This is a genomic window from Halarchaeum grantii (assembly GCF_014647455.2).
GTDB lineage: Archaea > Halobacteriota > Halobacteria > Halobacteriales > Halobacteriaceae > Halarchaeum > Halarchaeum grantii.
In genome coordinates this window covers 476,793-500,312 of the sequence record NZ_BMPF01000003.1, presented here as the reverse complement: position 1 = coordinate 500,312, position 23,520 = coordinate 476,793, and the positions used below count along the sequence as shown (strand labels likewise).

Sequence of the window (23,520 nt, the reverse complement as noted above, 5' to 3'; positions counted from 1 at the left end):
CTCGCATTTGTTCCGAATCGCGGGATACCCTTAAGGGTGACGTTCCGACCTCGCCGGAAGCGAGGTGGAGCGTCACCCGAGTAGATTCGGGAGGGAGTGCGTCGGTGGCGCCGGGTGAACCGGGCCACGTCACGTCCTTCGCATTTCTTCGAATGCCCGGGTAACGGATAAGGCCGTCGAACCACCACCCCCTTCGGGACGCCCTGCCGTGCCACGGTTTTCGCGCGTCACCGGAGGTCGTCGAGGGCGGCGAGCCACTCCTCAACGGGCACGACGGGCGCGGTGACGCGTCGGACTGCCGGGTCGACGCCGAGGCGCGTGACGACGGGTGTGGCCGGGGCGTCGTGTTGGCGTTCGAGCACCCACGCGTAGGTGGCGGTCTGGAGGTCGTATCGGGCGCGCGTCGCTGGGTCGCTGGGGGCGAGGGCGACTTTGAGGTCGTCGACGTACCACCGGCCGTCGCGGCGGGAGACGACGTCGGCGACGTTCTGCGTCTCGACGGCGAGGCCGCCGACGCGGACGACGGCGTCGAGCGGGTCCTCGACGTGGACGGCGTCGCTCTCGCGGAGGCGCGCCCACGTGTCGGTATCGGCGAACTGTGGGCAAACGGTGTCGGCGACGAACGCCCGGAGCTCGGCGCGCGCACCGGACGGGACGTCGTGGAGGGCGGCGTCGAGTCGGGCGGCCAGCGGGCCGCGACACGCGCGGAGCGTCTCGGTGTCGACGCCGCCGGCGATGGCGGTCGCGAGGACGGCGTGGGCGACGGTCCCGACGGCGTCGGGTCCGTAGCCGTCGAAGGAGAGGGCGAGCGAGTCGGCGGGGGCGTCGCGGGCGGTGTGGAGGGCGGTCCCTTGGAGGTGGTCGAGGAGGTGGGTGTCGGGGTCGGTGACGAGCGGGTGGAGTGTGCTGGCGTTGACGTAGCGCGGCGTCCACCCAGTGGTAGGCGTCTCGCTTCCGGTCGCGGCGTGGGGGGTGGGCGGCGTGGCGGGCGATTCGACGCGGTCGACGAGCGGAACGTCGTTGACGTCGACGGCGACGGGGCCGGCGCGCGTGTCGACGGTGCGCGTGCCTCGCTCGAGGTCCGCGAGGCCGAGGCCACGGTGGAGGGCGTCCATCCAGTGGTCGCGTGGGCGGCGACTGTCGGGGTGGCGGTCGCGGGGGAGTGAGAGGACGAGGTGGTCGCGTGCGCGCGTGGCGGCGACGTAGAGGAGGCGCCAGCGTTCGGCGCGGTGGTCGCCGGCGGCGGCGGCGAGCGCGGGCGGGCCGGCGAGACGCCGCTCGACCCAGCGCTCGCTCGCCCAGCGGAGGCCGGCGTCGCGGCGCTCCCGGCCGTCGTCGGGCGCGCGTTCGGGGTGGGCGTAGACGCCGAAGTCGTAGCCGTCGATGGCGGGGGCGTCGCCGCAGTCGGCGGGCGGGGCGAGCGCGAGGTGGTCGCCGTGCGCGAGGAGGACGTCGCGGTGGGGGCCGTGGTAGCCGAGGTGCGCGCTGAGGTCGGCGAGCACGACGACGTCGTCCTCGTCGCCCTTCATCTGGTTGATGGTGCGGAAGACGACGTCGTGGCCGTCCGCGTCGGGGACGGGGACCGACGGGCCGTCGCCGGGCGACTCGGCGTAGCGTTCGAGGAGGGCGGCGAGGTCGGCGAGCGCGGGGCGTTCGTCGCCCGTCCAGTCGGCGACGTGATCGAGGAGGGCGTCGAGCGCGGCGACGCGGCGCTCGGCACGCCCGGGATCGACGCCGAGCGGGTCGCTGGAGAGGTGCAGGCGCTCGACGACGTCTTCGAGGACGCGCGCGCCGGAGTCGCTGGCGTGGCGGGCGCGTCGCTCGGCGAGCGAGCGGAGGCCGTCGAGAACCACACCGAGGCCGTCCCCGTCGTCGGTATCGGTGGCGTCCCGGATGTCCAGCTCGCGGGCGTCGAGTGCCTCGACGAGCGCGTCGGGAACGGCGTCGGCGTCGCGGAGGGCGGCGGTTCGCTCGGCGTCGAAGGGGGCGACGAGCCAGCGGACGACGGCGACGGCGAGGCGGACGGACGGGTGCGCGAAGAGGTGCTGGCTGGCGTCGGCGACGGAGATCCCGCGAGCGGCGAGCGCGTCGGCGAAGGCGTCCATATGCGTCCGCCGGGGGAAGAGGACGGTGATGCCGGGGTAGTCGCCGTCGTCGGTGTCCGGCGTGTCGAGGGTGCCGTCGGTGAGCGCGCCCGCGAGGTAGGTGGCGAGGTGGGCGGCTTCCCGCTCGGCCCAGTCGCGCGTGCCGGGGCGGCCGTCGGTGCCGTGGGCGGCGACGTGGACGCTCGGGGCGTCGAGCGGCGGGCGGTCGGCGACGAGCGACGGGTAGTCGAGGGTGAGCGCGCCGGCGTTGCCGCGTTCGGGGTCGGTGAGGACGTCCGCGAAGACGGCGTCGATGGCGGCGGCGACGTCCGGGCGGGCGCGATAGGTCCGCTGGGCGCGCTCGACGACGTGCGTCTCCCAGTCGACGCCGAAGTAGACGCCGTCGTCGCGGGCGCGCTCGAAGAGGTCGGGGTGGGCGTTGCGCCACGCGTAGATGCACTGTTTGACGTCGCCGACGAGGAGGACGCGCGTGTCGGCGTCGACGAACGGCGCGAGCGCGTCGTGCTGGACGGCGGAGACGTCCTGTGCTTCGTCGACGATGAGCGTGTCGAGGCGCGCGGCGTAGTGCGCGCGGCGGGCGGCCCGGTAGTCGCTGGCGTGGGCGTCGTCGCCGAAGTAGGCGGCGACCCAGTGGGCGACGTCGAGGTGGGAGGCGACGCCGCGCTCGCGCGTTCGCGCGTCGTAGCGCTCCGCGAACGCGCAGAGGAGCGCGCAGAAGTCGGTGACGGCGGCGCGCCACGCGTCGTGGGTGGCGCGGTCGGTCTCGCGGAAGGCCTCGCGCTCGGCGGCGTCGAAACCGGCGGCGGTCCGCTCGGCGGTCTCGGGGTCGACGAACGCGGCGATGTCACGAGCGACGGCCGCGAAGTCGTCGGGCGGGCCCTCGGGGTAGGCGCTACCGACGGCGTCGCGGAGGCGGTCCTCGAAGGCGTCGACGGTGAGCCGGCGTTCGCGGGCGGCGCGGTGGGCGTCGACGAGGAGGGCGTCGAGGTCTGCGGTGTGTTCGCCGCCGGGATAGGCGGCGTCGAGTCGGCGGGCCGTCGCGGCGTGCTCGGGGTCGTCGCGGAGGGCCGCGAGACAGTCCTCCCGGAGGGGTGCGAGGCGCGCCTCGTTCCCGACGTCCGGTGTCGCGTCGAAGCCGAGTTCGGTCGCGACGTCGGCGAAGACGGTCCGCAGGACGCCGTCGATGGTGCCGATGGTGTCGCTCGCGCGGGCGCGTCGCGCGATGGTACGGGCGTCCGCGTCACCGAGGGCGGTGGCGTGGTCGGCGTCCACGTCGCGGTCGGTATCGTCAGCGAGCGCGCGCAGGGCGTCCTCGATGCCGGGGCGGATCGCGGCGGCGTCGTCGCGGGCGAAGGAGGTGACGCAGAGGCTGCGCTCGGGGGCGCGCTCGCCGCGGTCGTGCGCGCGGGCGAGCGTGTCGGCGGCGAGTCGCTCGGCGACGGTTGATTTGCCGGCGCCGGGGTTGCAGTCGAGGACGAAGAGTCCCGAATCGTGCGCGAGGAAGGCGTCTCGGATGTCGCGCTGGGCGCCACGCAGTCGCGGGACGTCGCGCTCGTCTCCCCGGGTGGTGTCGGTCACTCCGATCCCCCCGTCGTGCCGTTGGGGTCGAGCACGCACCGAAGCGGGGTGGCGAGTCGCCGGTCGGCCGCGATGAGGGCGGCGACACCGCCGTCGCGGACGACGGGCGGGGCGACGCCCCAGTCCTCGAGGAGCGGCGAGCGCTGATAGGTGGCGCCCGCGCTGTCCTCGGTGAAGCGCGTGAGCACGAGGCCGTCGGTGGCGGCGCGCACGGCATCGACGAAGTGGTCGGCGTCGCGCTCCTCGGTCCACGCGCCGCGCACGCCGAGCCGGCTCGCGGCCCCGTCACCGGCGACGACGGCGTCCCGAAGGGCTGCGGGGAGCGCGCCGTCGGGGCGGTCGGGCCACTCGCCGTCGACGAGGCCGACGGCGACGACGTAGCGGTAGTCGCGGAGCCACGTGTCGTTCGCGTCGAGGACGTCGACGCGCTCGGCGTTGTCGTGCTCGCGCCGGCCCGGGCGGGTGGTGGCGACGGCGTCGAGGACGTCGCGGACGGCCGTCCAGCCCCGGGAGACGTGCCCGCGGTCGAGCCAGTCGGCGTACTTCCGGCGCGTCTCGCCGAGGAGCGTTCGGGAGCGCACGAGCGCGCGCGCCGTCTGCGAGGTCTCGGCGAGGGCGGGCGTGTCGGCGTCGAGGCGCGCGGGGAGGGCGACGTCGTCGAAGGCGTCGAGGAGGGGCGCGAGCGCGTCCTCGACGGATCGGGGGTCGGGGTTCGCGGGCCGGTCGCGCACCCACCGGAGGAGCCGTCGAACGCCGGCGGCGGTCGGCCCCGAGACGTCGGCGAGGCGCGCGGTCCAGTCGGCGAGGGTGCGGGCGCGGCCGTCGTCGACGCGGTGGCGGACGGCCGAGACGTCGGGGTGGGCGAGCGGCCAGACGGCGCGCGAGCGGGCGTCCGGCGGCACCCACTCGTAGTCGAGCGGCGCGAACAGCGTGTCGGCCCCGACGCGGCCGGGTCGGCCGGAGTCCTCGGCGCCGTGCGCGCCGGTCGCGACACCCGTCCCGACCGCCCCCGGGTCGCCGGCGTGCGCCGCGAGCACGTCGAGGCAGGCGACGAGCAGTCGGTACGGGAGGGTATCGCGGAGCGCGAGCTGCGTCCAGACGGAGAGGTGGCGGCCGTATTCGGTGGCGGCCGACGCGAGCGGGCGCTCGTAGCGGTCGACGTCGCGCGCGACGACCGCGACGTCGCTCGCGGGGACGCCGCGCTCGAGGAGGACGTCGACGGCGGCGAGCGCGGCGCGCGCCTCGCGGCGGCGCGTGGTCGTGACGAGTTCGACGGCCGGCATGTCGGCGGCGAGTCGCGCGGGCGTGCGGTCGACCACGTCCACGTCGACCTGCGCGTCGCGGCCGACCCGGAGTCGCGCCGGGAGTCGCTCGGCGATGCGGGGGCCGGTCCGCGCACGCGTGAAGAGGTGGACCTCAACATCGGTGTGGGCCGCGATCGCCCCGAGGAAGTCGAGGAGCGCGGTGCCGAGCGTGCTGACGCCGGCGACGGCGACGCGCTCGACGGCGGGGTAGGCGGCCGTCCAGGCGTCGCCGTCGCTCGCGGCGAGCGCCGCGCGGCCGTCGCGGAGCGCGGCGGCGGGCGAGACGTCGGCGTCCGTCCGGTCGGCGAGCGCGCGTTCGACGGCGCGAACGCCGCGGAGGAGCGCGGTCGTCTCGTCTCGCGCGTACGCGGGGAGGGTGTCGGCGACGTCGAGGAGGGCGTCGGTGGCGTCGTCGCGGCCGCCGGCGACGACGTCGAGTTCCTCGCGGACGGCCTCGACCGTCTCGGCGCGCGCGCCGAGGTCCGTCCCGAGGGCGCGCCGGAGGGCGTCGACGCCGTCGGGGTCGTCGGCGAGGACGTCGCCGACGAGACGGAGTCGGTCGGCGCGGTCGAGGCGGGCGCGCTCGCCGCCGTCGTCGGCCACCGCGTTCGCGACGCTCCGGGGGTCGGTGAGGCGGAGGCTGCTTCGCGGGCGGTCGGCGGCGGCGAGGGCGTGCTTGAGGTTGCGCCGGTGGAGGCGCTCGGGCGTGAGAACGAGGGCGCGCGCGCTCGCGTCACGGCGCGCCCACGCGGTGAGCGTCTCCTCCGCGCAGACGTGGACGGTGACGTCGAGCGCCCGCGCGTCGCGGCCGGCGGAATGGGTGTTGGGGCGCACTCTCGAACGGCGTGTCGTTGGCGCGAGAGCGGCATAAGTGGCCGCGATTCAACGAGTGACGTGGCGGACGGGGTACGCGTTGCTGGCCGTCACTCGCTCGGGAGTGGACGACATCTCGGACACCGGGTTTCCGGTGAAACCAACGGCCGGGCTACGCGCCCTTGGGGGTGGCAGTCTCCGTGAGTACTTCGCGGATGACGGTCGGGTCCTCGAGGAGCGTGTGGTTCGTGTAGGTGCCTTCGGCGCTCCCGCCGCTGTGTCGGGACTGCTCGACGATATCGAGGAACGCGTGCTCCTTCAGGAGGTCGCGCACGCGACGAAGCGAGAGGGCGTCGAGGCCCTCCTGCCGGCAGATTTGCTCATAGACGTCGTAGATCCGCGTCGTGCGAAAGCCGTCGTCGTCGGTGTCGTCGTCGAGCGCGAGCACGACGAGGGCGTGGAGGACGTAGCGGGAGTGCGGCGTCGACCCGCGAATGAGCTCGCGGAACCGGTCGGTTTCGGCACGCTCGCGGGCGTCGACGACGAAGCGCTCCTCGACGGCCTCGGAGCCGCTCGACTGAGCGATCTCGCCCGCGTACCGGAGGATGTCGATGGCCTTGCGTGCGTCGCCGTGCTCGCGCGCAGCGAGGGCAGCGGCGCGCGGAATCACGGCGTCGTCGAGGACGCCGTCACGGAACGCATCAGCGCGGGCGCGCATGATGCTGCTCAGTTGGTCGGCGTCGTACGGCGGGAAGACGAACTCGCGCTCGCAGAGGCTCGATTTGACGCGTTCATCCATCCGGTCCTTGTACTTGATCTTGTTGCTGATGCCGATGACGCCGACCTTGCAGTCGGTGATCTTCCCGGCTTCACCGGCGCGCGAGAGCTGCATGAGGATGTCGTCGTCCTCGAGTTTGTCGATCTCGTCGAGGATGACGAGGACGATGTCGTGGCGGGCGTCGAGAATGCGCCAGAGGCGCTTGTAGTACGTCGCGGTGCTGATGCCCTTGTCGGGAATCTTCGCGTCGGTGCGCGCGCGGTCGTTGACGCTGCTGGCGAGCGTCTGGACAGCCTGCGTCTCCGTGGAGTCCTGTGCGCAGTCAACATAGGCGTAGACGGCGTCGATGTCTTCCTCACCGGCCGTTTCGACGAGGCGCTGTGAGACGTGTTTGGCGCAGAGCGACTTCCCGGTGCCCGTCTTGCCGTAGATGAGAATGTTGCTCGGGCTCTGACCGAAAATGGCGGGATTGACGGCATTGGCGAGCTGGCGGATTTCCTCGTCGCGGCCGACAATGCGCCCCTCGTCGGGGAGGTGGTTGATTTCGAGGAGCTCCTTGTTAGTGAAGACGGGGTCCTCGCGAATGAAGAGGTCGTCGGTGTCGGGCATTCGGTGACACCGTGTTTCCGGTGAATATACTTGAGCGTTTCCGAGACACACACACCGGGTTTCCGGTGAAATAGGTCAGAGAGGCATGGGAGGGGTCACGAAGCCGGGGTTCCATTTCACCGGAAGCGCGGTACGCCCCTCGGGCGACGGGGGATACGAGCGGCCGCGCGGGGACGACACGACGGCGAGACGGCTTGCGGCGCTCGACGTAGCGGTCAACGTGGTGGCACGTCGATGCGGACGACCGGGGAGACGTGTGGGTGCCAATCGGAAACAAAGGCCCAGTGAGGAGAGGAGCCCGTCGGAGGAGGTGCAGCCCATCGAAGCGATGGGCGACCCGTCGAGCGCGAGAAACTGCTGAGGAGTGGGGGGTTGTTTCAAGAAGAATACGTCGATACAACAGTATCGACTTCATAATACAGATATCTAGCTAGTGGATTTTAACGAAGCTATAGTATATAGTACTACTCATCTCTTCGTCAGCCACCGGCCCCGATTCGTCACCGACTGTCGCCGACACCGTGACGCCACCGGGGACTCTCGAACGTGTTTCACCGGAAACCCGGTGTGTCTGTCCGCGTCGCGCTCGACAGTCGAGGTGGCAGCACGGCGGTCCGCCGTGTCGTCCCGGCATCGCGGCCGACCCCCGGCCACCACAGCCGATTCACCGGAAACACGGTGTGCGCGTGGAACGCTCATCCGCTCACTCACTCGCGTGTGCAGTGACGGCTGTGACACCCGCAGGCGACCGTTCCATCTCGTCGTAGACGCTGGATGGGTGGGCGACGGTCACTGGGCCGTCAGTGATGCGACAGCCAGCGTCCGCCCGGTCTCAGTCGTCGGTGCGGTCGGCGACGGCGTGGAGCGGGTTCGTGACGGTGCCGTGCTCGCTCGCGTGCGGCCGGCCGGGGGCGTCGTCGTAGCCGTAGTCGAGGAGGCGATTCCGGTTGAGCGCGAGCTTCGTGAACTCCGGCCGGAGGAGGTCGAAGCGGTCGAAGCGATCCTCGAGCTCGGGGAAGTCGCGCTGGTAGTCGAGCACCGTCTCGCGCGCGTGCGTCCAGAACGCCGTCTCGTCGTAGTCCTCGTGGCGTTCGAGGACGTCGGCGACGTAGCGGAGGACGCAGACGAAGAGCCCGGAGAAGATGAACTGGCAGAGGCCTTCGGGGTCCTCCTTGCGGAGGACGGCGTCCACCTCGTCGGGGAGGCGTTCGAGTTCGGGGAGCGGCCGGTCGCTGACGTTCACGTCGTCCGCGAAGTCCTTGATGGCGAGGCGCGTCGGCACGCCGTCCTCGACGACGAGGATGGTGTTCTGGCCGTGCGGGGAGAACACGGTCCCGTAGCGGTAGAGGAAGTGGAGGAGGGGCGGGAGGACGGTGTCGAAGAACTCGGTGAGCCACTCGTCGAGGGTGAGGCCGGACTGCTCGACGAGGCGGGAGAGGTACGGCGTCCCCGTGCCGTCGACGTGCATGAGCGCGGAGAGCGTGACGGCGTCCTCGCCGTCGTCGAGGAAGGTGTAGATGGATTCGCGCCACACGGCGCCGAGGAGTTCGTGATACTGGTAGGGCGAGCCGTCGATGGCGGTGAAGTCGTTGTGGTCGTAGTTGACGCCCGCGATCTCGCCGGGCAGTATCAGGCCCTCCGACTGGAGGAAGTCGTCGCGCTCGTAGATACCTTGGACGTACTCGGTGACGGTCGGCGCGATCTCGGTGCGCTCGCCGGGGAGGCCGCGCCAGACGAGCGTGTTGAGGATGCGCATCGGCACCTTCACGTGGTGTTTCTCCTCGTCGTCGACGTTGACGAACGTCCGCACGGACTGCTGGGGGAGGTAGTCGTCGGGGCCCTCGCCGAGCGGGACGATGTCGTCGCGGGCGATGTCACCGCCGAACAGCGGGACGATGCTGTGCTCCCACTGCCAGTCGTGGACGGGGAGGAGGTAGTAGGCGTCCGGGTCGAGGCCGCGCTCGCGGAGGCGCTCGCGGAACACGCCGTAGTGCTCGCCGAGTTCGGCCCGCACGAGGCCGTCGTGAGTGACGCCGTCGGTGGCGACGAAGGTGGCGTCGTCGCGGCGGACGGCGACCCACGAGAGGGTGACGCGCTCGCCGCGCTCGGGCGCATACTCTCGATAGTCGTCGTAGCCCCAGCCGAGGCGGCCCTTGTTGTAGGTAATCCACGGGTGACCGGTCATCTCGCCCTCGAGTTCGGCGTAGTCGAGCGCGGTCGGGTCGTGGTCGTCGCGCGCGCGGCGTTTCGCCTCGATGTGGGCGTCCGCGAGCAGGGTGCGCTCGTACTCGCGCACGAGGTTCCCGGCGGTGAGCGCGTCGACGTCGACGCTCGCTTCGAGGTCGCGCAGGAGACGGATCGGGTCCGTCGTCGCCTCGAACGCGCCGCCGGGGTCGCGGCGCTCGACGCTCTCGCCGTCGACCGAGTAGCTGTCGAGGAGCCGTTCGGTGGCGTCGAAGCGGTAGTCGGCGGCGTCGAGCGAGACGCGATAGGTGGCGTGCTCGCCGTCGGTCGCGGCGTCGCCGTCCGTGACGCGCTCGGGGTCGAGTATCTCCTCGTAGCTGAACTCCTCGAGCATCTTCGTGAGGAGGCGGCGCTCGACGGTTCGGCGGACGTCCGGGGTCAGTGCGCGCTCGCGGAGGTCGTCGTCTGAGTTCATCGGTCGGGGTCGGTGGTAGTCACGGTCGTCTCGCTCCCGTCGCGGGAGGCGCCGGGCGCGCGCTCGACGAAGGCGTCGACGGAGAAGTCCTGGAAGACGGTGTCGACGTCGTCCGGGTAGGCGTCGCGGCCGAGCAGGCGGTTCACGAACGTCGCGTTCCGGTGGGCGCCGAGGCCGAGGTCGGGCGCGCCGACGCCGTGGGTGTGGAGGTCGGCGTTCTGGAGGAAGACGTCGCCCGGCAGGTCGACGTCGAGGCGGTGGTCGGCGGTCACCTCGAAGCGCCCGCGGTCGTCCCACGCGATGTCGTCCTCGAGCGGGTCGAGGAAGCCGGGGACGGGGCGCTCGTAGCCCGTGCCGAGGACGACGACCTCGCTCTCGTGGACGAAGGACTCCTCGGCCTGCCACTGGTGGCAGTCGAGCGCGTAGCCGCCGTCGACGGCGGCGATATCGCGGACGTCGGTCATCGCGAAGAGGCCGACGTCGGGGTCGGCGGTGCCGATGGAGCGCCGGTAGAGGAGGTCGTAGATGGCCGCGCTGGTCTCCGGGTCGACGCCCTTGTAGAGGAGGTCCTGGTTCGCGACGAGGTCGTCCGTCGTCGACTGGGGGAGGTCGTAGACGTACTGGGCGTACTCCGGGCTGAAGTGCTGGAGGCCGAGCTTCGAGTACTCCATGGGGAAGAAGCCCTCCGAGCGGGTGAGCCAGTCGAGGCGGTAGTCGTGCTCGGGTTGGCGCTCGAGGAGGTCCGCGACGACCTCGGCGGCGCTCTGCCCGGAGCCGACGACGGTCACGGAGTCGGCGTCGAGGACGCGCTCGCGGGTGTGTCGATAGGCCGCCGTGTGGAAGACGTCCGCGTCGGGGTGGCCCCGGAGGTGCTCGGGGACGTGCGGGCGCGAGCCGATGCCGAGCGCGAGATGCCGACCCCGGTAGGTGTCGCGTTCGCCCGTCTCGGGGTCGCGTGCGGTGACGACGTAGTGGCCGGGCGCGTCGGCACCAGCGCCGGTATCGGCGGCGCTCGCGTCGGCGTCCGCCCAGCGGACGTCGACGACTTCGCGTCGGAACGCGGGCGCGTCGAGGCGCTCGACGACCCACCGGAGGTAGTCGTTGTACTCGCGGCGCGGTATCTGGAACGTCTCGTAGAAGTAGAACTCGTAGATGCGCCCCGTCTCGCGGAGGTAGTTGAGGTAGCTGTGCTCGCTCGTCGGGTCGGCGAGCGTCACGAGGTCCGCGAGGAACGGCACTTCGAGCGTCGTCCCGTCGAGGAGCATCCCCTCGTGCCAGTTGAACTCGGCCTCGCGTTCGAGGAAGACCGCATCGACGTCCTCGGCGACGCCGTCGAGGAGCGCGGCGAGCCCGAGGTTGAACGGCCCGAGCCCGACTCCGACGACGTCGCGAACCGGCGCGTCCTCGCCGTCGGTCATCGCTCGCCACCTCCCGAGGCCGGCGTGGGCGCGACGTCGCGCTCGAAGCGCTCGCGCTCGCAGACGAGGAGGCGGGCGTCCTTCCCGGCTTCCTCGAAGCGGAACGCGCCCTCGTCGCGGAAGCCGCAGTGCTCGAAGACGCGACGCGCGGCGTCGTTCCGGGCGTCGGGTTCGGCGACGACGCGGTCGGTCTCGGGGTGGCGGAACTGCATCGCGGTGACGGCGCGCAACAGCGGGACGGCGTAGCCCTGCCCGAGGTATTCGGTGGGGCCGATGAGGAGGTGGACGCCGCGGTCGGCGGGGTCGGCGTCGTAGTGCGCGGCGACGTCGTCCTCGGCGGCCCAGTAGCACTCCCAGTAGCTCATCGGGACGTGGTCGAGACAGCCGATGTAGGGCGTGAGGTGGTCGTCGGCGAGCTTCTCGCGGAGGCGCTCGCGGAACGCGGGCAGCGGCAGGTCGAGCTCCCAGTAGGGCTGGACGTGCTCGCTCCCGAGCCAGCGATGCAGACGCCCCAGATCGCGGGACTCGCTCGCCGGCCGGAACGCTAGCTGGCGGTCGATGTCGCGGTCGTAGGTGCGGTAGTCGTAGTCGTCGTTGACGGTGAGTGTCGGGTCGGTCATCGGTCGAGTTCGGTGACGAGGGGGTTGGTCACGTCGGCGTAGACGGACTGGTTCTCGAGGTCGTTCTCGAGTTCGTCGAGGCCGCGAAAGCGCGTGAGGAGGTTGGCCTTGCACGGGACGGTCGCGTCCTCGAGCAGGGGCCGGAGGAGCGAGGAGGACGGCCGGTCGTAGCGCTCGCGTGCGCGTTCGAGTTCGTCGCGGAGCACGCCCAACAGGCGGGTTTCGTCGGCGACGCCGGCGTACCCGAGCGCGTTCACGACGTCGAGTGCGTTGTTCAGGACGACGTAGTAGCGCAGGCGCTCGTCCGCGAGCGCGTCCGCGCAGACGGTCTGTGCGCGTTCGCCGACGCCGGGGAGGTACGCCGCGACGTCCTCGTACTGCGATTCGGGGAAGTAGAACCCCTGATTGTCGCGGTAGTGGAACCGCTCGGGGTAGCCGTCGTCGTCGAGCGTCACGACGGAGTTCTGCTGGTGGGCTTCGACGCCGACGCCCTGCACGAGGTAGAGCCAGAGGACGGGCCGGATGCCGACTTCGAGGTAGCGGTGGAACCAGTCGGCGCTCACGTCCCCGGTGCTGCGGCCGTCGCGTTCGGCGATGGACGCGACGAGGCGGCCGAGTCGGGAGCGCCCCCGGATGGCGTCCTGGCAGAGCGACGCGACGGGCGTGGCGTTCGCCGCCGCGCTCCCGCGGAAAGGGTTGGCGCGGAGGACGGTCTCGAGGCCGGACTCGGCGTCGGGGCCGACGTCGAGCGCGAGGTACGCAGGGTCGCGCACGACGTCGAAGCGCGGGAAGGCGTCCGCGAGCTCGTCGCCGAACCCGGTTTCGAGGAGGTCGGCGACGGCGACGCCGCGCGCGAGCTCGGGGCGCTTGTTCGCCCGCACGGAGTTCGTGATCTGGACGTGCAGCGAGGACTTCACCATGAAGGGCGCGCCCTCGCTGTAGAGCGTGCGGACGGACGTCGTCGGGTGGAACTCGCGTCCGACGGCGCCGAGATACCGGAGGCCGTCGCCGAGCGCGTCCCGAACGTAGTCGCGCGAGCGGAGGTAGTCGGCCTGCCACGGATGCACGGGGAGGAGGACGTCGTCGCTCTCGACGTGCTCGGTGACGAAGGCGTCGGGGACGGCGTCGTCGCATCGGAGGGCGTCGGCCACCCAGTCGGCGGCCGAGCGCTCGAGCGCGCTCTCCTGCGTGACGAGCGACGGGTCGGCGCGGAAGTAGTGGAGCGCGAACGACCCACGGAGTTCGGGGGCGTACGTCTCGCGCTCGTGGGCGGCGATGCCCTGCCGACTCTTCGGGGTGGGGTGGCGGTGGTGGCCGAAGACGAGCGCCTGCTCGGCGTCGCGGAAGGAAAGATCGTCCGCGTAGAGGCGCTCCGCGTCGCCCGCACGCGCGGCGACGAACGCCTCGGTGTTCTGCTGGCTGGTGAGGACGCGCCGGAGGAGCGCGGTCGGAACGTCGGTGTCGGCGTCGCGCGCGAGGTCGGTGAGGACGAGCGTCGCGAGCGTCGCGGCGTCCGCGTCGTGGACGCCGCCGCCGGGGAGCCGATACCGGACCGGCGTCTCGAAGCGGTGGCGTTCGGTCGGCGAGCGGTAGTCGAGGGGCGCGAGGAGGGCGATGTCCTGTGCGGGGAGCGTAGCGCGGAGGAGGCCGTCGGCGCCCGGCGACACGCCCGCTACGGACGACTCGGTGACGTCGTAGTCGCCGCGCTCGCGGAGGTAGCAGTTGAGGAAGGCGTGGACGGTGGCGTCCTCGGCGCGGCGCGTCGGGTCCACGGCCCTCTCCGTGGGGGCCGCGTCGCCCCGGTCGGGGGCGTCGGCGTTCGGGGTGCTCACGGGGACACCTCCCCGGCCGCCTCGACGTCGGCGGCGACGGCCCGAATCGCGTCGAGCGTCTCGGCGACGTCGTCGAGCGTCGCCGTCGGGTTCAGGAGGGTGAGCTTCAGGCTGGTGACGCCGGCGACGTCGGTGCGCGCGACGAGCGCCGTACCGTCCGCGAGCAGCGCCTCTCGGACGGCGGCGTTCAGGTCGCTCACGGCCGCGTCGGGCATGCGCTCGCGCGGCCGATACCGGAAGAGGACGGTGGTGAGCGAGGGGTCGGCGAGGAGTTCGAAGTCGTCGGCGTCGGCGAGGAGCGCGGCCGTCCGGTCGGCGAGCGCGAGCGTCGCGTCGACGAGCGCGCCGAGGCGTTCGCGGCCGACGGCGCGGAAGGTGAGGTAGGGTTTGAGCGCGTCGAAGCGCCGCGTCGTCTGCGTGGACTTGCCGACGAGGTTCGGGACGCCGCGCTCCGCGTGCGCCTCGGGGTTGAGGTAGGCGGCGGTGCGCGCCATCCGGCGGAACGCCGCGCCGTCGCGGACGAGGAACGCGCCGCAGCTGATGGGCTGGAAGAAGAGCTTGTGGAAGTCGACGGCGAGCGAGTCCGCGCGCTCGATGCCGGCGAGGCGGTCGGATTCGTCCGTGAGCGCGAGCGCGCCGCCGTAGGCCGCGTCCACGTGGAACCACGCGTCGTGTTCGGCGGCGGCGTCGGCGAGCGCGTCGAGCGGGTCGATGGCGCCGAAGTCCGTCGTGCCCGCGGTGCCGACGACGGCGAACACCTCGCGTCCCTCACGGTCGAGGTGGTCGAGCGTCGCGGCGAGCGCGTCGGCGTCCATCCGGTGGTCGGCGTCGGTCTCGACGGCGACGACGGCGTCCTCGCCGAGGCCGAGGAAGTGGGCGGCCTGCTCGGTGGTAAAGTGCGCTTCCTCCGAGACGACGACGCGCAGGTCGCGCGCCGCGGCGGGGAGGCCGTCGCGCTGGACGTCGTATTCGAGGTGCTCGGCGAGGGAGCGGTCGCGCGCGAGGAGGAGCGCCTGGAAGTTCGACTGCGTGGCGCCGCTCGTGAAGACGCCGTCCGCGTCCGAGGGGAGGTCGAAGAGGTCGGCGAGCGCGCTGACGACGCGCCCCTCGAGGACGGTGGCGGCGGGTGCCTGATCGAAGGAGTCGAGCGACTGGTTGGTCGCCGTGAGCATCGCCTCGGCGGCGAGCGCGGGTATCATGGGCGGGCACTGGAGGTGCGCGGCCGTCCGGGGATGGGAGGTGTCGACGGAGTGCGCGAGCACGTCGCCCGCGACGTCCTCGATGGCGTTCGAGAGGCCGACGCCGTCCTCGGGGAGGACGGGCGCGTCGAGTTCGGCGGCGAGAGCGTCCGGAGTGGCGCCCGAGTAGGGCTCGTCGTCGCGGGCGTCGAGGACGGCGTCGACGGCGTGCGCCATCGCACTCCGGTAGGCCTTCTCGCCGAGGTCGGCGTCGAGGAAGAGACCGTCGGCGCTCACGGCGACACCTCGGGCGTGAGCGAGTCGTCGGCGGCGACGGCGTCGCGGACGGCGTCGACGAAGATGGCCGCGATGTCGTCGACCTGTTCGCGCGTGACGACGAGCGGCGGGAGGAAGCGCGCGGTGGCGCTCTCGCGGCCGCCGAGTTCGACGATGAGGCCGCGCTCGAAACACGCCGCCTGAACGGCGGCGGCGAGGTCGCCGTCGGGGGCGTGCGGACCGGCGCCCGGCCACGGGGCGTCGGGGTCGACGAACTCGACGCCGAGCATGAGGCCGCGTCCACGAACGTCGCCGACGGCGTCGAGGTGGGCGACGCCCTCGAGGTGGTCGCGGAGGCGCGCACCCATCTCGGCGGCGTGCGCGTCGAGGTCGTTTTCGAGGACGTAGTCGATGGTGGCGTCGCCGGCGGCCATCGCGAGTTGGTTGCCCCGGAAGGTGCCGGCGTGCGCGCCGGGACCCCACTCGTCGAGGGCGTCGTCGTAGACGACGACGGAGAGCGGGAGGCCGCCGCCGATAGCCTTCGAGAGCACGAGGACATCGGGGACGATACCGGCGTGCTCGAAGGCGTACGTCTCGCCGGTACGCCCGAGCCCGGTCTGGACTTCGTCGAGGACGAGGGGGACGTCGTGCTCGCGGGTGATGCGCCGTATCTCGCGGAGCCACGCGTCGGGTGCGGGGTTCGCGCCGCCCTCGCCCTGCACGGGTTCGAGTATCACGCCGGCGGGGTCGGTGATGCCGCTCTTGGGGTCGGCGAGGAGGTTCTCGACGTAGGTGCTGGCGAGGCGGTGGCCGTCGTCGCCGCCGACGCCGAACGGCGGGCGGTAGTCGTCGGGGAAGGGGAGGTGGTGGACGTCGGCGAGGACGCCGGGGACGTCCTTCGTCTCGGCATCGCCGAGGAGGGAGAGCGCGCCGGCGGTCATGCCGTGGTAGGCGCCCTGAAAGCCGAGTATCGACCGGTTCCCGGTGGCGGCCTTGACGAGTTTGAGGGCGGCCTCGACGGCGTCGGTGCCGGCGGGACTGCAGAACTGGACTTTCGCGTTCTCGGCGAACTCGTCGGGGAGACTCGACAGGAGCGTGTCGACGAAGCGCTCCTTCGCAGGCGCGGTGATGTCGAGGGTGTGGATGGCGCGCTCGTCGTCGAGGACGCGCGTCATGGCTTCGGTTGGCGCGGGGTGGTTGTGGCCGAGGGCGAGGGTGCCCGCGCCGGCGAGGCAGTCGTAGTACTCGTTCCCGTCCATGTCGGTGACGGTGACGCCGCCGGCTTCGGCGATGGCGAGCGGGAGGTGGCGCGGGTAGGTGCGCGCGTTCGACTCGCGCTCGGCCTGCTGGGCGAGCAGCGCGTCGTTGCTCGCGTCGCGATAGCTCATGTGGGCACCTCGGGTTGACGAGAGCGCGTTCGTCCGGGCGGGGCGGTCCGTCCGAGTCGGGGTCGCCGTCGGAGCATGCGTTGTTTTAGGCTAACCTAAAGAAGGTAAATCTACCGGATTTTAGGCCGGCCTAAACCGTGTGACGTGTCGACGGAGTTGTGTTCGCGAGCCAAGAGACCACCGGCGATCCGTCGCCCGCCGTCGCGGCCGTCGTCAGCGGCGACGCCTGAGCGCGCGCGGCAGACGCTCCCACTCGACGGCGAAGACGGGCGCGTCGCGGCGTCGCTCGGCGTGAACGAGGCTGACGAGGAAGTAGACGCCGACCATGACGGCGCCGAGGAAGTGGGTGTCCTCGGGGTCGGCGGCGTCGAGGAGCGGGTGGAGCCAGAAGACGTTCCCGAGGACGGAGTGGCCGACGGTGCGAAAGAGCGTGCCGGCCGTGGGGGCGACGTGCCAGAAGTCCGGGAGCATCGCCCAGACGCCGCTCCCGACGACGAGCGGGAAGCCGTAGCGCGTCCGCACCGGGAGGTAGGCGAGGAGGAGGGTCGCACAGAGCGCGCCGAACGCGAAGTGCGTGATGGCGAGACTCACCGCCCGACACCCACGGGACGCGACGGCGACGCGTGCATACGCACACCGACGACGGCGGCGCGAATAGGCGTGGCGGTCGTTTCACCGACCGACACCGCCGTATCCGCCGTTGTTCGCGCGTCGCACGCGGCGCGCGGGACGCGGTGACGCCGACGGGGGATTTATTCGCGGCCACCCGAATCCACTACTCGATGACCGAAGACGGAGACGGCGCCGGCACGCGGTTTCGGGCGCCGGCGGACCGCGACGTGCTGGACGGCCGCGCGCGTGCGCTCTCGGCGCTGTTCGACGACGGCGTCTACCACGTCGACGCGTCGGGGGCGGTGCTCGCGGTGAACGACGTCGCCCGCGAGCGACTGGGCTACGAGGCGGGCGCCCTCGCCGGGTCGTCGCTCGCGACGCTGCTCGGCGAGCGCGACGCCGCGCGCGTTCGCGACCACCTCGACGCGGCGGCCGACGCCCGCGTCACCAACCGGGATGCCACCCGCACCCTCGACGCGACGGTGCGAGACGCGGCGGGGACGCGAGTCGCGCGAACGCTGCGCGTCACGCCGGTGGCGGCGGACGGTGCGGGCGTCGTCGTCGCCGAGGTCCCCGACGACGGCGACGAGCGGGCGGGGGCGTCGGACGACGAGTCGCAGCGGAGTCGACCGCGTGACGGCGACGTGAACCGGTTCCACGACGCGGTGCACGAGGTGACGGCGGCCGTCATCGAGCGCGCGACCCGTCGGGAGGTCGAGCGCGCGGCCTGCGAGCGCCTCGCCGCCTCGGAGTGCTACGAGTGCGCGTGGCTGGGCGCGCCGGAACCGCGCTCGGAGACGGTGTCGGTGCGTGCGGACGCGGGCGGGGACGCGACGCCCGACGCCGTCGCGCTCTCGGGGGCGTCGGACGGGGCCGACTCGCTGAGCGGGCGCGCGCTCGAGGCGGGCGAGATACGGACGACCCGGGAGCACGCGCTCGCGGAGGCGGAGGCCGTCGCATCGGCGGCGGAGGCGGCCGCGATTCCGGTCGTCAACGGGGAGACGACGTACGGCGTTCTCGTGGTCTACGCGGACCGCGAGGACGCGTTCGGGGCGGCGGAGCGCGGAATCGTCGCCCGCCTCGGCCGCGTCGTCGGGCACGCGATCGCGGCCGCGGAGCGCAAGCGCGCGCTCGTGAGCGAGACGGTCGTGGAGCTCGAGTTCCGCCTGCACGACGCGGTGCGCTCGCTCGACGACGCGGAGGACCCGGACGGAACGATCACGCTCGAGCGCGCGATTCCGGTACGCGACGACGCGTTCCGCATCTACGGCGTCGCCGACGAGCGCTCGGTGGAGGCGGTCGACGCGATGACGGCGGCCGTCGACGAGTGGGACGAGGTCTCGGTGGTGAGCGAGCAACCGGACGGCGTTCGCTTCGAACTCCGCGTGAGCGACGTGCCGGTGATGTCGGAGGTGGCGTCGCTGGGCGGCGCGATAGCGTCGGTCGTCGTCGACGGGCGCGACCTCGACATGACCGTCCACCTCCCGGAGGAGTCGGCGGTACGCCGCGTCGTCGAGACGATTCGGGCGGTCGACGGCGACGCGGAGCCCATCGCGCAGCGTCGCGTGCCCGCGCACGACGACTCGCTGGAGCGCCTGCACGCGGTCTGGTCGGAGGCGCTCACGGAGCGCCAGCGCACCGCCGTCGAGTCGGCGTACTTCATGGGCTATTTCGAGTGGCCGCGCGAGACGAGCGGGTCGGCGGTCGCGGAGGCGCTCGGCGTCTCGCCGCCGACGTTCTCACAGCACCTCCGGGCCGTCCAGCGGAAGGTCTTCGGTCGCCTCCTCGACGACGCGTAGGCCCGCCGTGACGATCGCGGGCGGTCGCGTGCCACACCACACCACCGTGTCCGCTGTTGTTCGCGGCGTCAGCGCTCGCCGCGACTCGTGTGGACGGCGAGCGACTGCGCGGTCGGGAGGCGCCAGCCGAAGTAGACGCCGACGAAGCGCGCGCCGATGGTGACGGCGGCACAGCACGCGGCGGCGGTGCCCGCCGCGCTCCCGACGACGCCGGCGAACGCGCCGACGTCGACGAGCCAGTAGGTGAGGCCGCCGAGGACCGTACAGCTCGCGTAGAAGTCCTCGACGAGGATGAACGGCGAGCGGTCGAGGAGGATGTCCGCGAACGCGCCGCCCCCGCAGGCGTTGATGACGGCGATGGCGACGACGCCGAAGCCGGAGACGCCGACGTCGGTGGCGACGATGGCGCCCGCAGTCGCGAACGCCGCGAGACCGGCGGCGTCGGAGGCGACCGCCACCGGGTGCTCGTCGGCGTCGTCGAAGGTGACGCTGAGCGCGATGGCGAGCGCGACGCCGAGCAGGCCCAGCGAGATTTCGCCGAAGGACTGGAGCGCGAGCGGGACGCGGCCGACGAGGATGTCGCGGGTCGCGCCGCCTGCGAACGCCGTCCCGAGGCCGACGACGGTCACGCCGAAGAGGTCGAACTCCTCGCGGATCGCCTTCGTCGCGCCGACGAGCGCGAACGCGACGAGACCGACCGCGTTCAGCACCGCGAACGGGTCGGCGACGAGACCATCGAGGAGGTCGGGAAGCATTAGGAGTGGGAAGCGCGTCGAGCGCCTTGAGCGCACCGTCTCGCTGCCGTGCGGCGAGCGTTGCCTCGAACCGAGAGGGTTCGAACGCGCCTCACGCGTCCTCGAGCGCCCGGACTGCCGCGACGAGTGCCGCGACGTCCGCCGATTCGCCGTCGGTGACGCGCGCGAGAACGCGGCCGCCGAGCGCGTCCTCGGCCACGTCGCCGACCGCGATCTTCGGGTGGGGTGAGTCCGCGAACCCCTCGACGAGGACGAACGCCGCGTCGTCGAACTCGTCGAGTGCGCGTGCGAGCGCCTCCCCCTCGCCGCCGTCGTCCTTCCCGACCGACCGGAACGTCGCGGTGAGCGACGGCGTGACGCCGACGACGCGCTCGGCACCCGCCGTCCGGTGGCGGTGGGTGTCCTTTCCGGCCTCGTCGAGTTCGACGTCGTGGTGGATGGACTTCACCGTCCCGACCGGCCCGTGTTCGGCGAGCGCGGGCACGAGGCGCTCGACGAGCGTGGTCTTCCCGGCGTCGCTCGGCCCGACGATTCCGACGACCTTCATCGGCCACGGATAGGGACGGGCGACGGGTAAGGCGTGCGTTGTGCGACGCCGTGCGGCCGCGTGAATGGCGCAGCCTCCCCGCGTCACTCGCCCGTGGGCAGGGCGAACGAGACGGCGAGCGGAGGACGGCGGGACGCGAGCGCGCCACCGCGTCGCCCCGCGCCGCCTCACGCGTCGCGGTGTGGCTCGTACGGCCGCGCCCACGCCGGGATCTCGCAGCCGAGGCGCTCGACGCGCGACTCGACGCTCGGGTGGGTGGCGAAGCACGCGAAGCGCAGCGAGCGGTCGGCGTTCCACGGGACCGGCCCCGCGACGTCCTCGAGGTTCTCGCCGGTGGCGACGGCGGCGACCCGGTAGAGGGCGTCCGCGAGCGTCGCGGCGTCCACGAGCGACGCGGCGGCGGCGTCCGCGCGGTACTCCTCGCAGCGGTTCGCGTACCGACTCGCGGCGAGCGCGAGGAGTTCGACGCCGCCGCCGAGGGCGTAGCGCGGCCAGCGCGCGAGACGCGCCTCCGAGAAGGAGAGCGCGAGGAAGCAGAGCGTACCGAGCGTCGCGGGCACGGGCCCGCGCCCGGCGAGGCCGCCGAGCCAGAGCGCGCAGAAACCGAGCGTCTGCGGCGTGTACTGGCGGAGGGCGTCCGTGTAGAGGTCGTTCCCGAGGTGGCCGAGTTCGTGCGCGAGGAGCGCGCGGAGGCCGGGCTCGCCGACGACGCGCGGGAGCAGCGGGTCGACGGCGACGACCGGCCGGCCGTCGTCGTAGCCGACGACCGCGCCGGGGGCGTCCATCTCCATCACGACGAGGCGGGGGACGGGGCGGCCGGCGCGCTCGGCGACGTCGCGGGCGGCGCGGCGGACCGCGCGGAGTTCGTCGGCGCGGAGCGGGCGCGCGTGGCCGGCGTCGAACGCGAAGCGGCCGCCGGAGCGCGCGGCGGCGACGGCGAGCACGCAGAGGCCGCCGACGCCACCGACGACTGCGAGGAGGGGCGCGCCGGTGGCGGCGACGGCGGCGGCGCCGAGGAGCGAGCACGCGCAGAGGCCGAGCGTGATGCCCCACGCGCGGACGGCGAGGCCGGCGGTGGCGGACGGGTGAGCGGAGGGGAACACGGGGACGGAGGGCGCTCGCCGGGGTCAGTCCTGCCAGGGCGCGCCGTCGCGCTCGACGAGGCGCTCCTCGCGCTCGATGGCGTCGATGCGCGCGATCTCGTCGGCGGTGAGCGTGAGGTCGAGCGCGGCGCGGTTGTCCGCGATGTGCCGTTCGGAGGTGGCTTTCGGGACGACGCAGACGTTCTCCTTCGAGAGCAGCCACGCGAGGCTGACTTGCGCGGGAGTGACGTCGCGCGCCTCCGCGATGTCCGTCAGGACGGGCGAGTCGAAGACCTCGCCGCGCGCGAGCGGCGAGTACGCGACGTGGTAGTAGTCGTTCGCCTGCGCGTGCTCGATGAGGTCGTCCTGTGCGAGGAGGGGGTGCGTCTCGGCCTGATGGGCGACCAGCGGCGCGTCGAGGACGTCCATCGCCTCCTCGAGGAGCGCGGTATCGAAGTTGGAGACGCCGACGTGCGCGATGCGGCCGCGGTCCCTGAGCTCGTCGAACGCCGCGAGCGTCTCTGCGGCGTCGTAGTTCCCGACCGGCCAGTGGACGTAACAGAGGTCGATGGTGTCGAGGCCGAGGCGGTCGAGGCTGTCCTCGACACCTTCGACGACCTGCTCGCGGGCGAGGCCGGACTGCTCGGGGTGGAGTTTCGTCGCGACGAGCACGTCCTCCCGGTCGACGTCGGCGGCGGCGATGCCGCGGCCGACGGCCGCCTCGTTGCCGTAGTACTGCGCGGTGTCGACGTGCCGGTAGCCCGCTTCGAGCGCGGTCCGGACGCTCTCCGCACAGCGTTCAGTGTCGGTGTTCTGCCACGTTCCGAGGCCGAGAGAGGGGACTCTGTTCACGCCGATGGGTGGGTGAGACGGGAGCATAGTGCTTCGGGTCGCGGACCCGGCGGGTCGCGTCCGGCCGTACGCGTGTGCGGTATCGACGTCCCGAACGGGACCCTTCACACCCCCCGCCCAGCAGGGGTCGCGTACTCGCCGAGCGCCGAGCGCCCGCCGCGCCCTGCCGGTTGCTGAACGCTTTTCCGTGCCATCGCACACCTATCGGACGATGACGGATGACATCGACCTCGACTTCGTCTCGCTGGGCGAGACCGGCCTGCAGACGAGCGAACTCCAGTTCGGGACGTGGCGCTTCGGGAAAGAGACCGAGGACGGGGACGTCGAGATCGGCGAGGAGCGCGCGTACGAACTCCTCGACGCCTACGCCGACGCGGGCGGGCGCTACATCGACACCGCCGACGTCTACGGCGCCGGGAAGAGCGAGGAGTGGATCGGGAACTGGCTAGCGGAGCGCGACCGCGAGCGCTACACGGTCGCGTCGAAGGTCTACTGGCAGATCCGCGACGGCGACCCCAACAGTCGAGGAACGAACCGGAAGACCGTCCGGAACCGCATCGACGCCCTCCTCGAGCGCCTCGACACGGACTACGTGGACGTCCTCTACATCCACCGCTGGGACGACGAGACGCCGGCGCGCGAGATGATGAAGACGCTGAACGGCCTCGTCGAGGACGGCAAGGTCCACTACCTCGGCGCGTCCTGTCACCGCCCGGACGCGTGGAAGGTCGCGAAGGCGAACGAGATCGCCGAGCGCGAGGGCTGGGAGCCGTTCACCGTCGCGCAGCCGCGCTACAACCTCGTCGACCGCGAAATCGAGGGCGGCTACCTCGAGATGACGCGCGACTACGGGATGGGCGTCTGCCCGTGGAGCCCGCTCGGACAGGGCTTCCTCACCGGCAAGTACGAGCGCGAGGAGGGGCTCACCGGCGACTCGCTGGCCGCGGCCTCCGGCGGCTTCGAGGAGGCCTACCTCACGGCGGAGAACTTCGACGTGCTCGACGAGCTCGAAGCAGTCGCGGAGGAAGTGGACGCGACGCCCGCGCAGACCGCGCTCGCGTGGCTCATGCATCGCGACGGCGTCGCCGCGCCCATCGTCGGCGCGCGCACCACCGACCAGCTCGCCGAGAACCTCGGTGCCGCCGACATCGACCTCTCGGACGAGCAGGTCGAGCGCCTCACCGAGGCGAAGGGCGGCCCGTACAGCGACATCTAAACGCTCGCGAGACGGTTGTCGGCGTTCGTCCGACTCGTCCCCCGACGCCGCCGGAGCCCGACGCTCTCGGTACGCCGCCCCCTCACGAGCGGCGAGTCA

General features: G+C 72.4%; 15 protein-coding genes and 1 pseudogene. 2 read left to right on the top strand and 14 right to left on the bottom strand.

The features are described from left to right. Positions 1–227 precede the first annotated feature (227 nt). From IEY12_RS15895 to IEY12_RS12260, 10 genes and pseudogenes are all read right to left on the bottom strand, one after another. Positions 228–3,683 carry a UvrD-helicase domain-containing protein gene (locus IEY12_RS15895; RefSeq protein ID WP_188884004.1) on the bottom strand — a complete coding sequence of 1,152 codons (3,456 nt, stop codon included), beginning with the start codon at positions 3,681–3,683 and terminating at the stop codon, positions 228–230. Then, positions 3,680–5,821, bottom strand: coding sequence for a hypothetical protein (locus IEY12_RS12300; protein WP_188884003.1), 2,142 nt, complete (start codon positions 5,819–5,821; stop codon positions 3,680–3,682). Before IEY12_RS12300 ends, IEY12_RS15895 begins: the two co-directional genes overlap by 4 nt. Before the next feature lie 151 nt (positions 5,822–5,972). Then, positions 5,973–7,187: a Cdc6/Cdc18 family protein gene (locus IEY12_RS12295; protein ID WP_188884002.1), complete on the bottom strand. Its 1,215-nt coding sequence runs from the start codon at positions 7,185–7,187 to the stop codon at positions 5,973–5,975. Positions 7,188–8,019: 832 nt separating this feature from the next. Continuing rightward, on the bottom strand, positions 8,020–9,846 hold the full coding sequence (locus IEY12_RS12290; RefSeq protein ID WP_188884001.1) for an IucA/IucC family protein: 1,827 nt from the start codon (positions 9,844–9,846) through the stop codon (positions 8,020–8,022). Then, positions 9,843–11,264: a lysine N(6)-hydroxylase/L-ornithine N(5)-oxygenase family protein gene (locus IEY12_RS12285; RefSeq protein WP_188884000.1), complete on the bottom strand. Its 1,422-nt coding sequence runs from the start codon at positions 11,262–11,264 to the stop codon at positions 9,843–9,845. Before IEY12_RS12285 ends, IEY12_RS12290 begins: the two co-directional genes overlap by 4 nt. Further along, the gene (locus IEY12_RS12280) at positions 11,261–11,884 is read right to left on the bottom strand and encodes a GNAT family N-acetyltransferase (RefSeq protein WP_188883999.1); all 624 of its coding nucleotides are present in this window, start codon (positions 11,882–11,884) and stop codon (positions 11,261–11,263) included. Before IEY12_RS12280 ends, IEY12_RS12285 begins: the two co-directional genes overlap by 4 nt. Further along, positions 11,881–13,716 (bottom strand): IucA/IucC family protein, encoded by a 1,836-nt coding sequence (locus tag IEY12_RS12275; RefSeq protein ID WP_229871256.1) that lies wholly within the window; start codon positions 13,714–13,716, stop codon positions 11,881–11,883. Before IEY12_RS12275 ends, IEY12_RS12280 begins: the two co-directional genes overlap by 4 nt. Next, positions 13,713–15,191 (bottom strand): pyridoxal phosphate-dependent decarboxylase family protein, encoded by a 1,479-nt coding sequence (locus IEY12_RS12270; RefSeq protein ID WP_188883998.1) that lies wholly within the window; start codon positions 15,189–15,191, stop codon positions 13,713–13,715. The genes IEY12_RS12275 and IEY12_RS12270 overlap by 4 nt, the downstream gene beginning before the upstream one ends. Next, positions 15,188–16,564: pseudogene (locus tag IEY12_RS12265) on the bottom strand (diaminobutyrate--2-oxoglutarate transaminase); the annotation flags it as partial. The pseudogene IEY12_RS12265 and the gene IEY12_RS12270, both read right to left, overlap by 4 nt. A 207-nt stretch (positions 16,565–16,771) precedes the next feature. After that, positions 16,772–17,149 carry a hypothetical protein gene (locus tag IEY12_RS12260; protein ID WP_188883996.1) on the bottom strand — a complete coding sequence of 126 codons (378 nt, stop codon included), beginning with the start codon at positions 17,147–17,149 and terminating at the stop codon, positions 16,772–16,774. A 191-nt stretch (positions 17,150–17,340) separates the two neighbouring features. Between IEY12_RS12260 and IEY12_RS12255 the strand changes: the two genes are divergently transcribed. After that, positions 17,341–18,969 carry a bacterio-opsin activator domain-containing protein gene (locus IEY12_RS12255; RefSeq protein WP_188883995.1) on the top strand — a complete coding sequence of 543 codons (1,629 nt, stop codon included), beginning with the start codon at positions 17,341–17,343 and terminating at the stop codon, positions 18,967–18,969. A 68-nt stretch (positions 18,970–19,037) separates the two neighbouring features. Here the strand turns inward: IEY12_RS12255 and IEY12_RS12250 are convergent, their stop codons facing one another. From IEY12_RS12250 to IEY12_RS12235, 4 genes are all read right to left on the bottom strand, one after another. After that, the gene (locus tag IEY12_RS12250) at positions 19,038–19,724 is read right to left on the bottom strand and encodes a trimeric intracellular cation channel family protein (RefSeq protein WP_188883994.1); all 687 of its coding nucleotides are present in this window, start codon (positions 19,722–19,724) and stop codon (positions 19,038–19,040) included. A 91-nt stretch (positions 19,725–19,815) separates the two neighbouring features. Next, positions 19,816–20,271, bottom strand: a complete 456-nt coding sequence (mobB, locus tag IEY12_RS12245) for a molybdopterin-guanine dinucleotide biosynthesis protein B (RefSeq protein ID WP_188883993.1) — start codon at positions 20,269–20,271, stop codon at positions 19,816–19,818. A 167-nt stretch (positions 20,272–20,438) separates the two neighbouring features. Next, on the bottom strand, positions 20,439–21,374 hold the full coding sequence (locus IEY12_RS12240; RefSeq protein WP_188883992.1) for a M48 family metallopeptidase: 936 nt from the start codon (positions 21,372–21,374) through the stop codon (positions 20,439–20,441). Positions 21,375–21,398: 24 nt separating this feature from the next. After that, positions 21,399–22,205 carry an aldo/keto reductase gene (locus tag IEY12_RS12235; protein ID WP_188883991.1) on the bottom strand — a complete coding sequence of 269 codons (807 nt, stop codon included), beginning with the start codon at positions 22,203–22,205 and terminating at the stop codon, positions 21,399–21,401. A 211-nt stretch (positions 22,206–22,416) separates the two neighbouring features. On the opposite strand from IEY12_RS12235, the gene IEY12_RS12230 reads away from it, so the two are divergent. Next, positions 22,417–23,421: an aldo/keto reductase gene (locus IEY12_RS12230; protein ID WP_188883990.1), complete on the top strand. Its 1,005-nt coding sequence runs from the start codon at positions 22,417–22,419 to the stop codon at positions 23,419–23,421. The last annotated feature ends 99 nt before the right edge of the window (positions 23,422–23,520 follow it).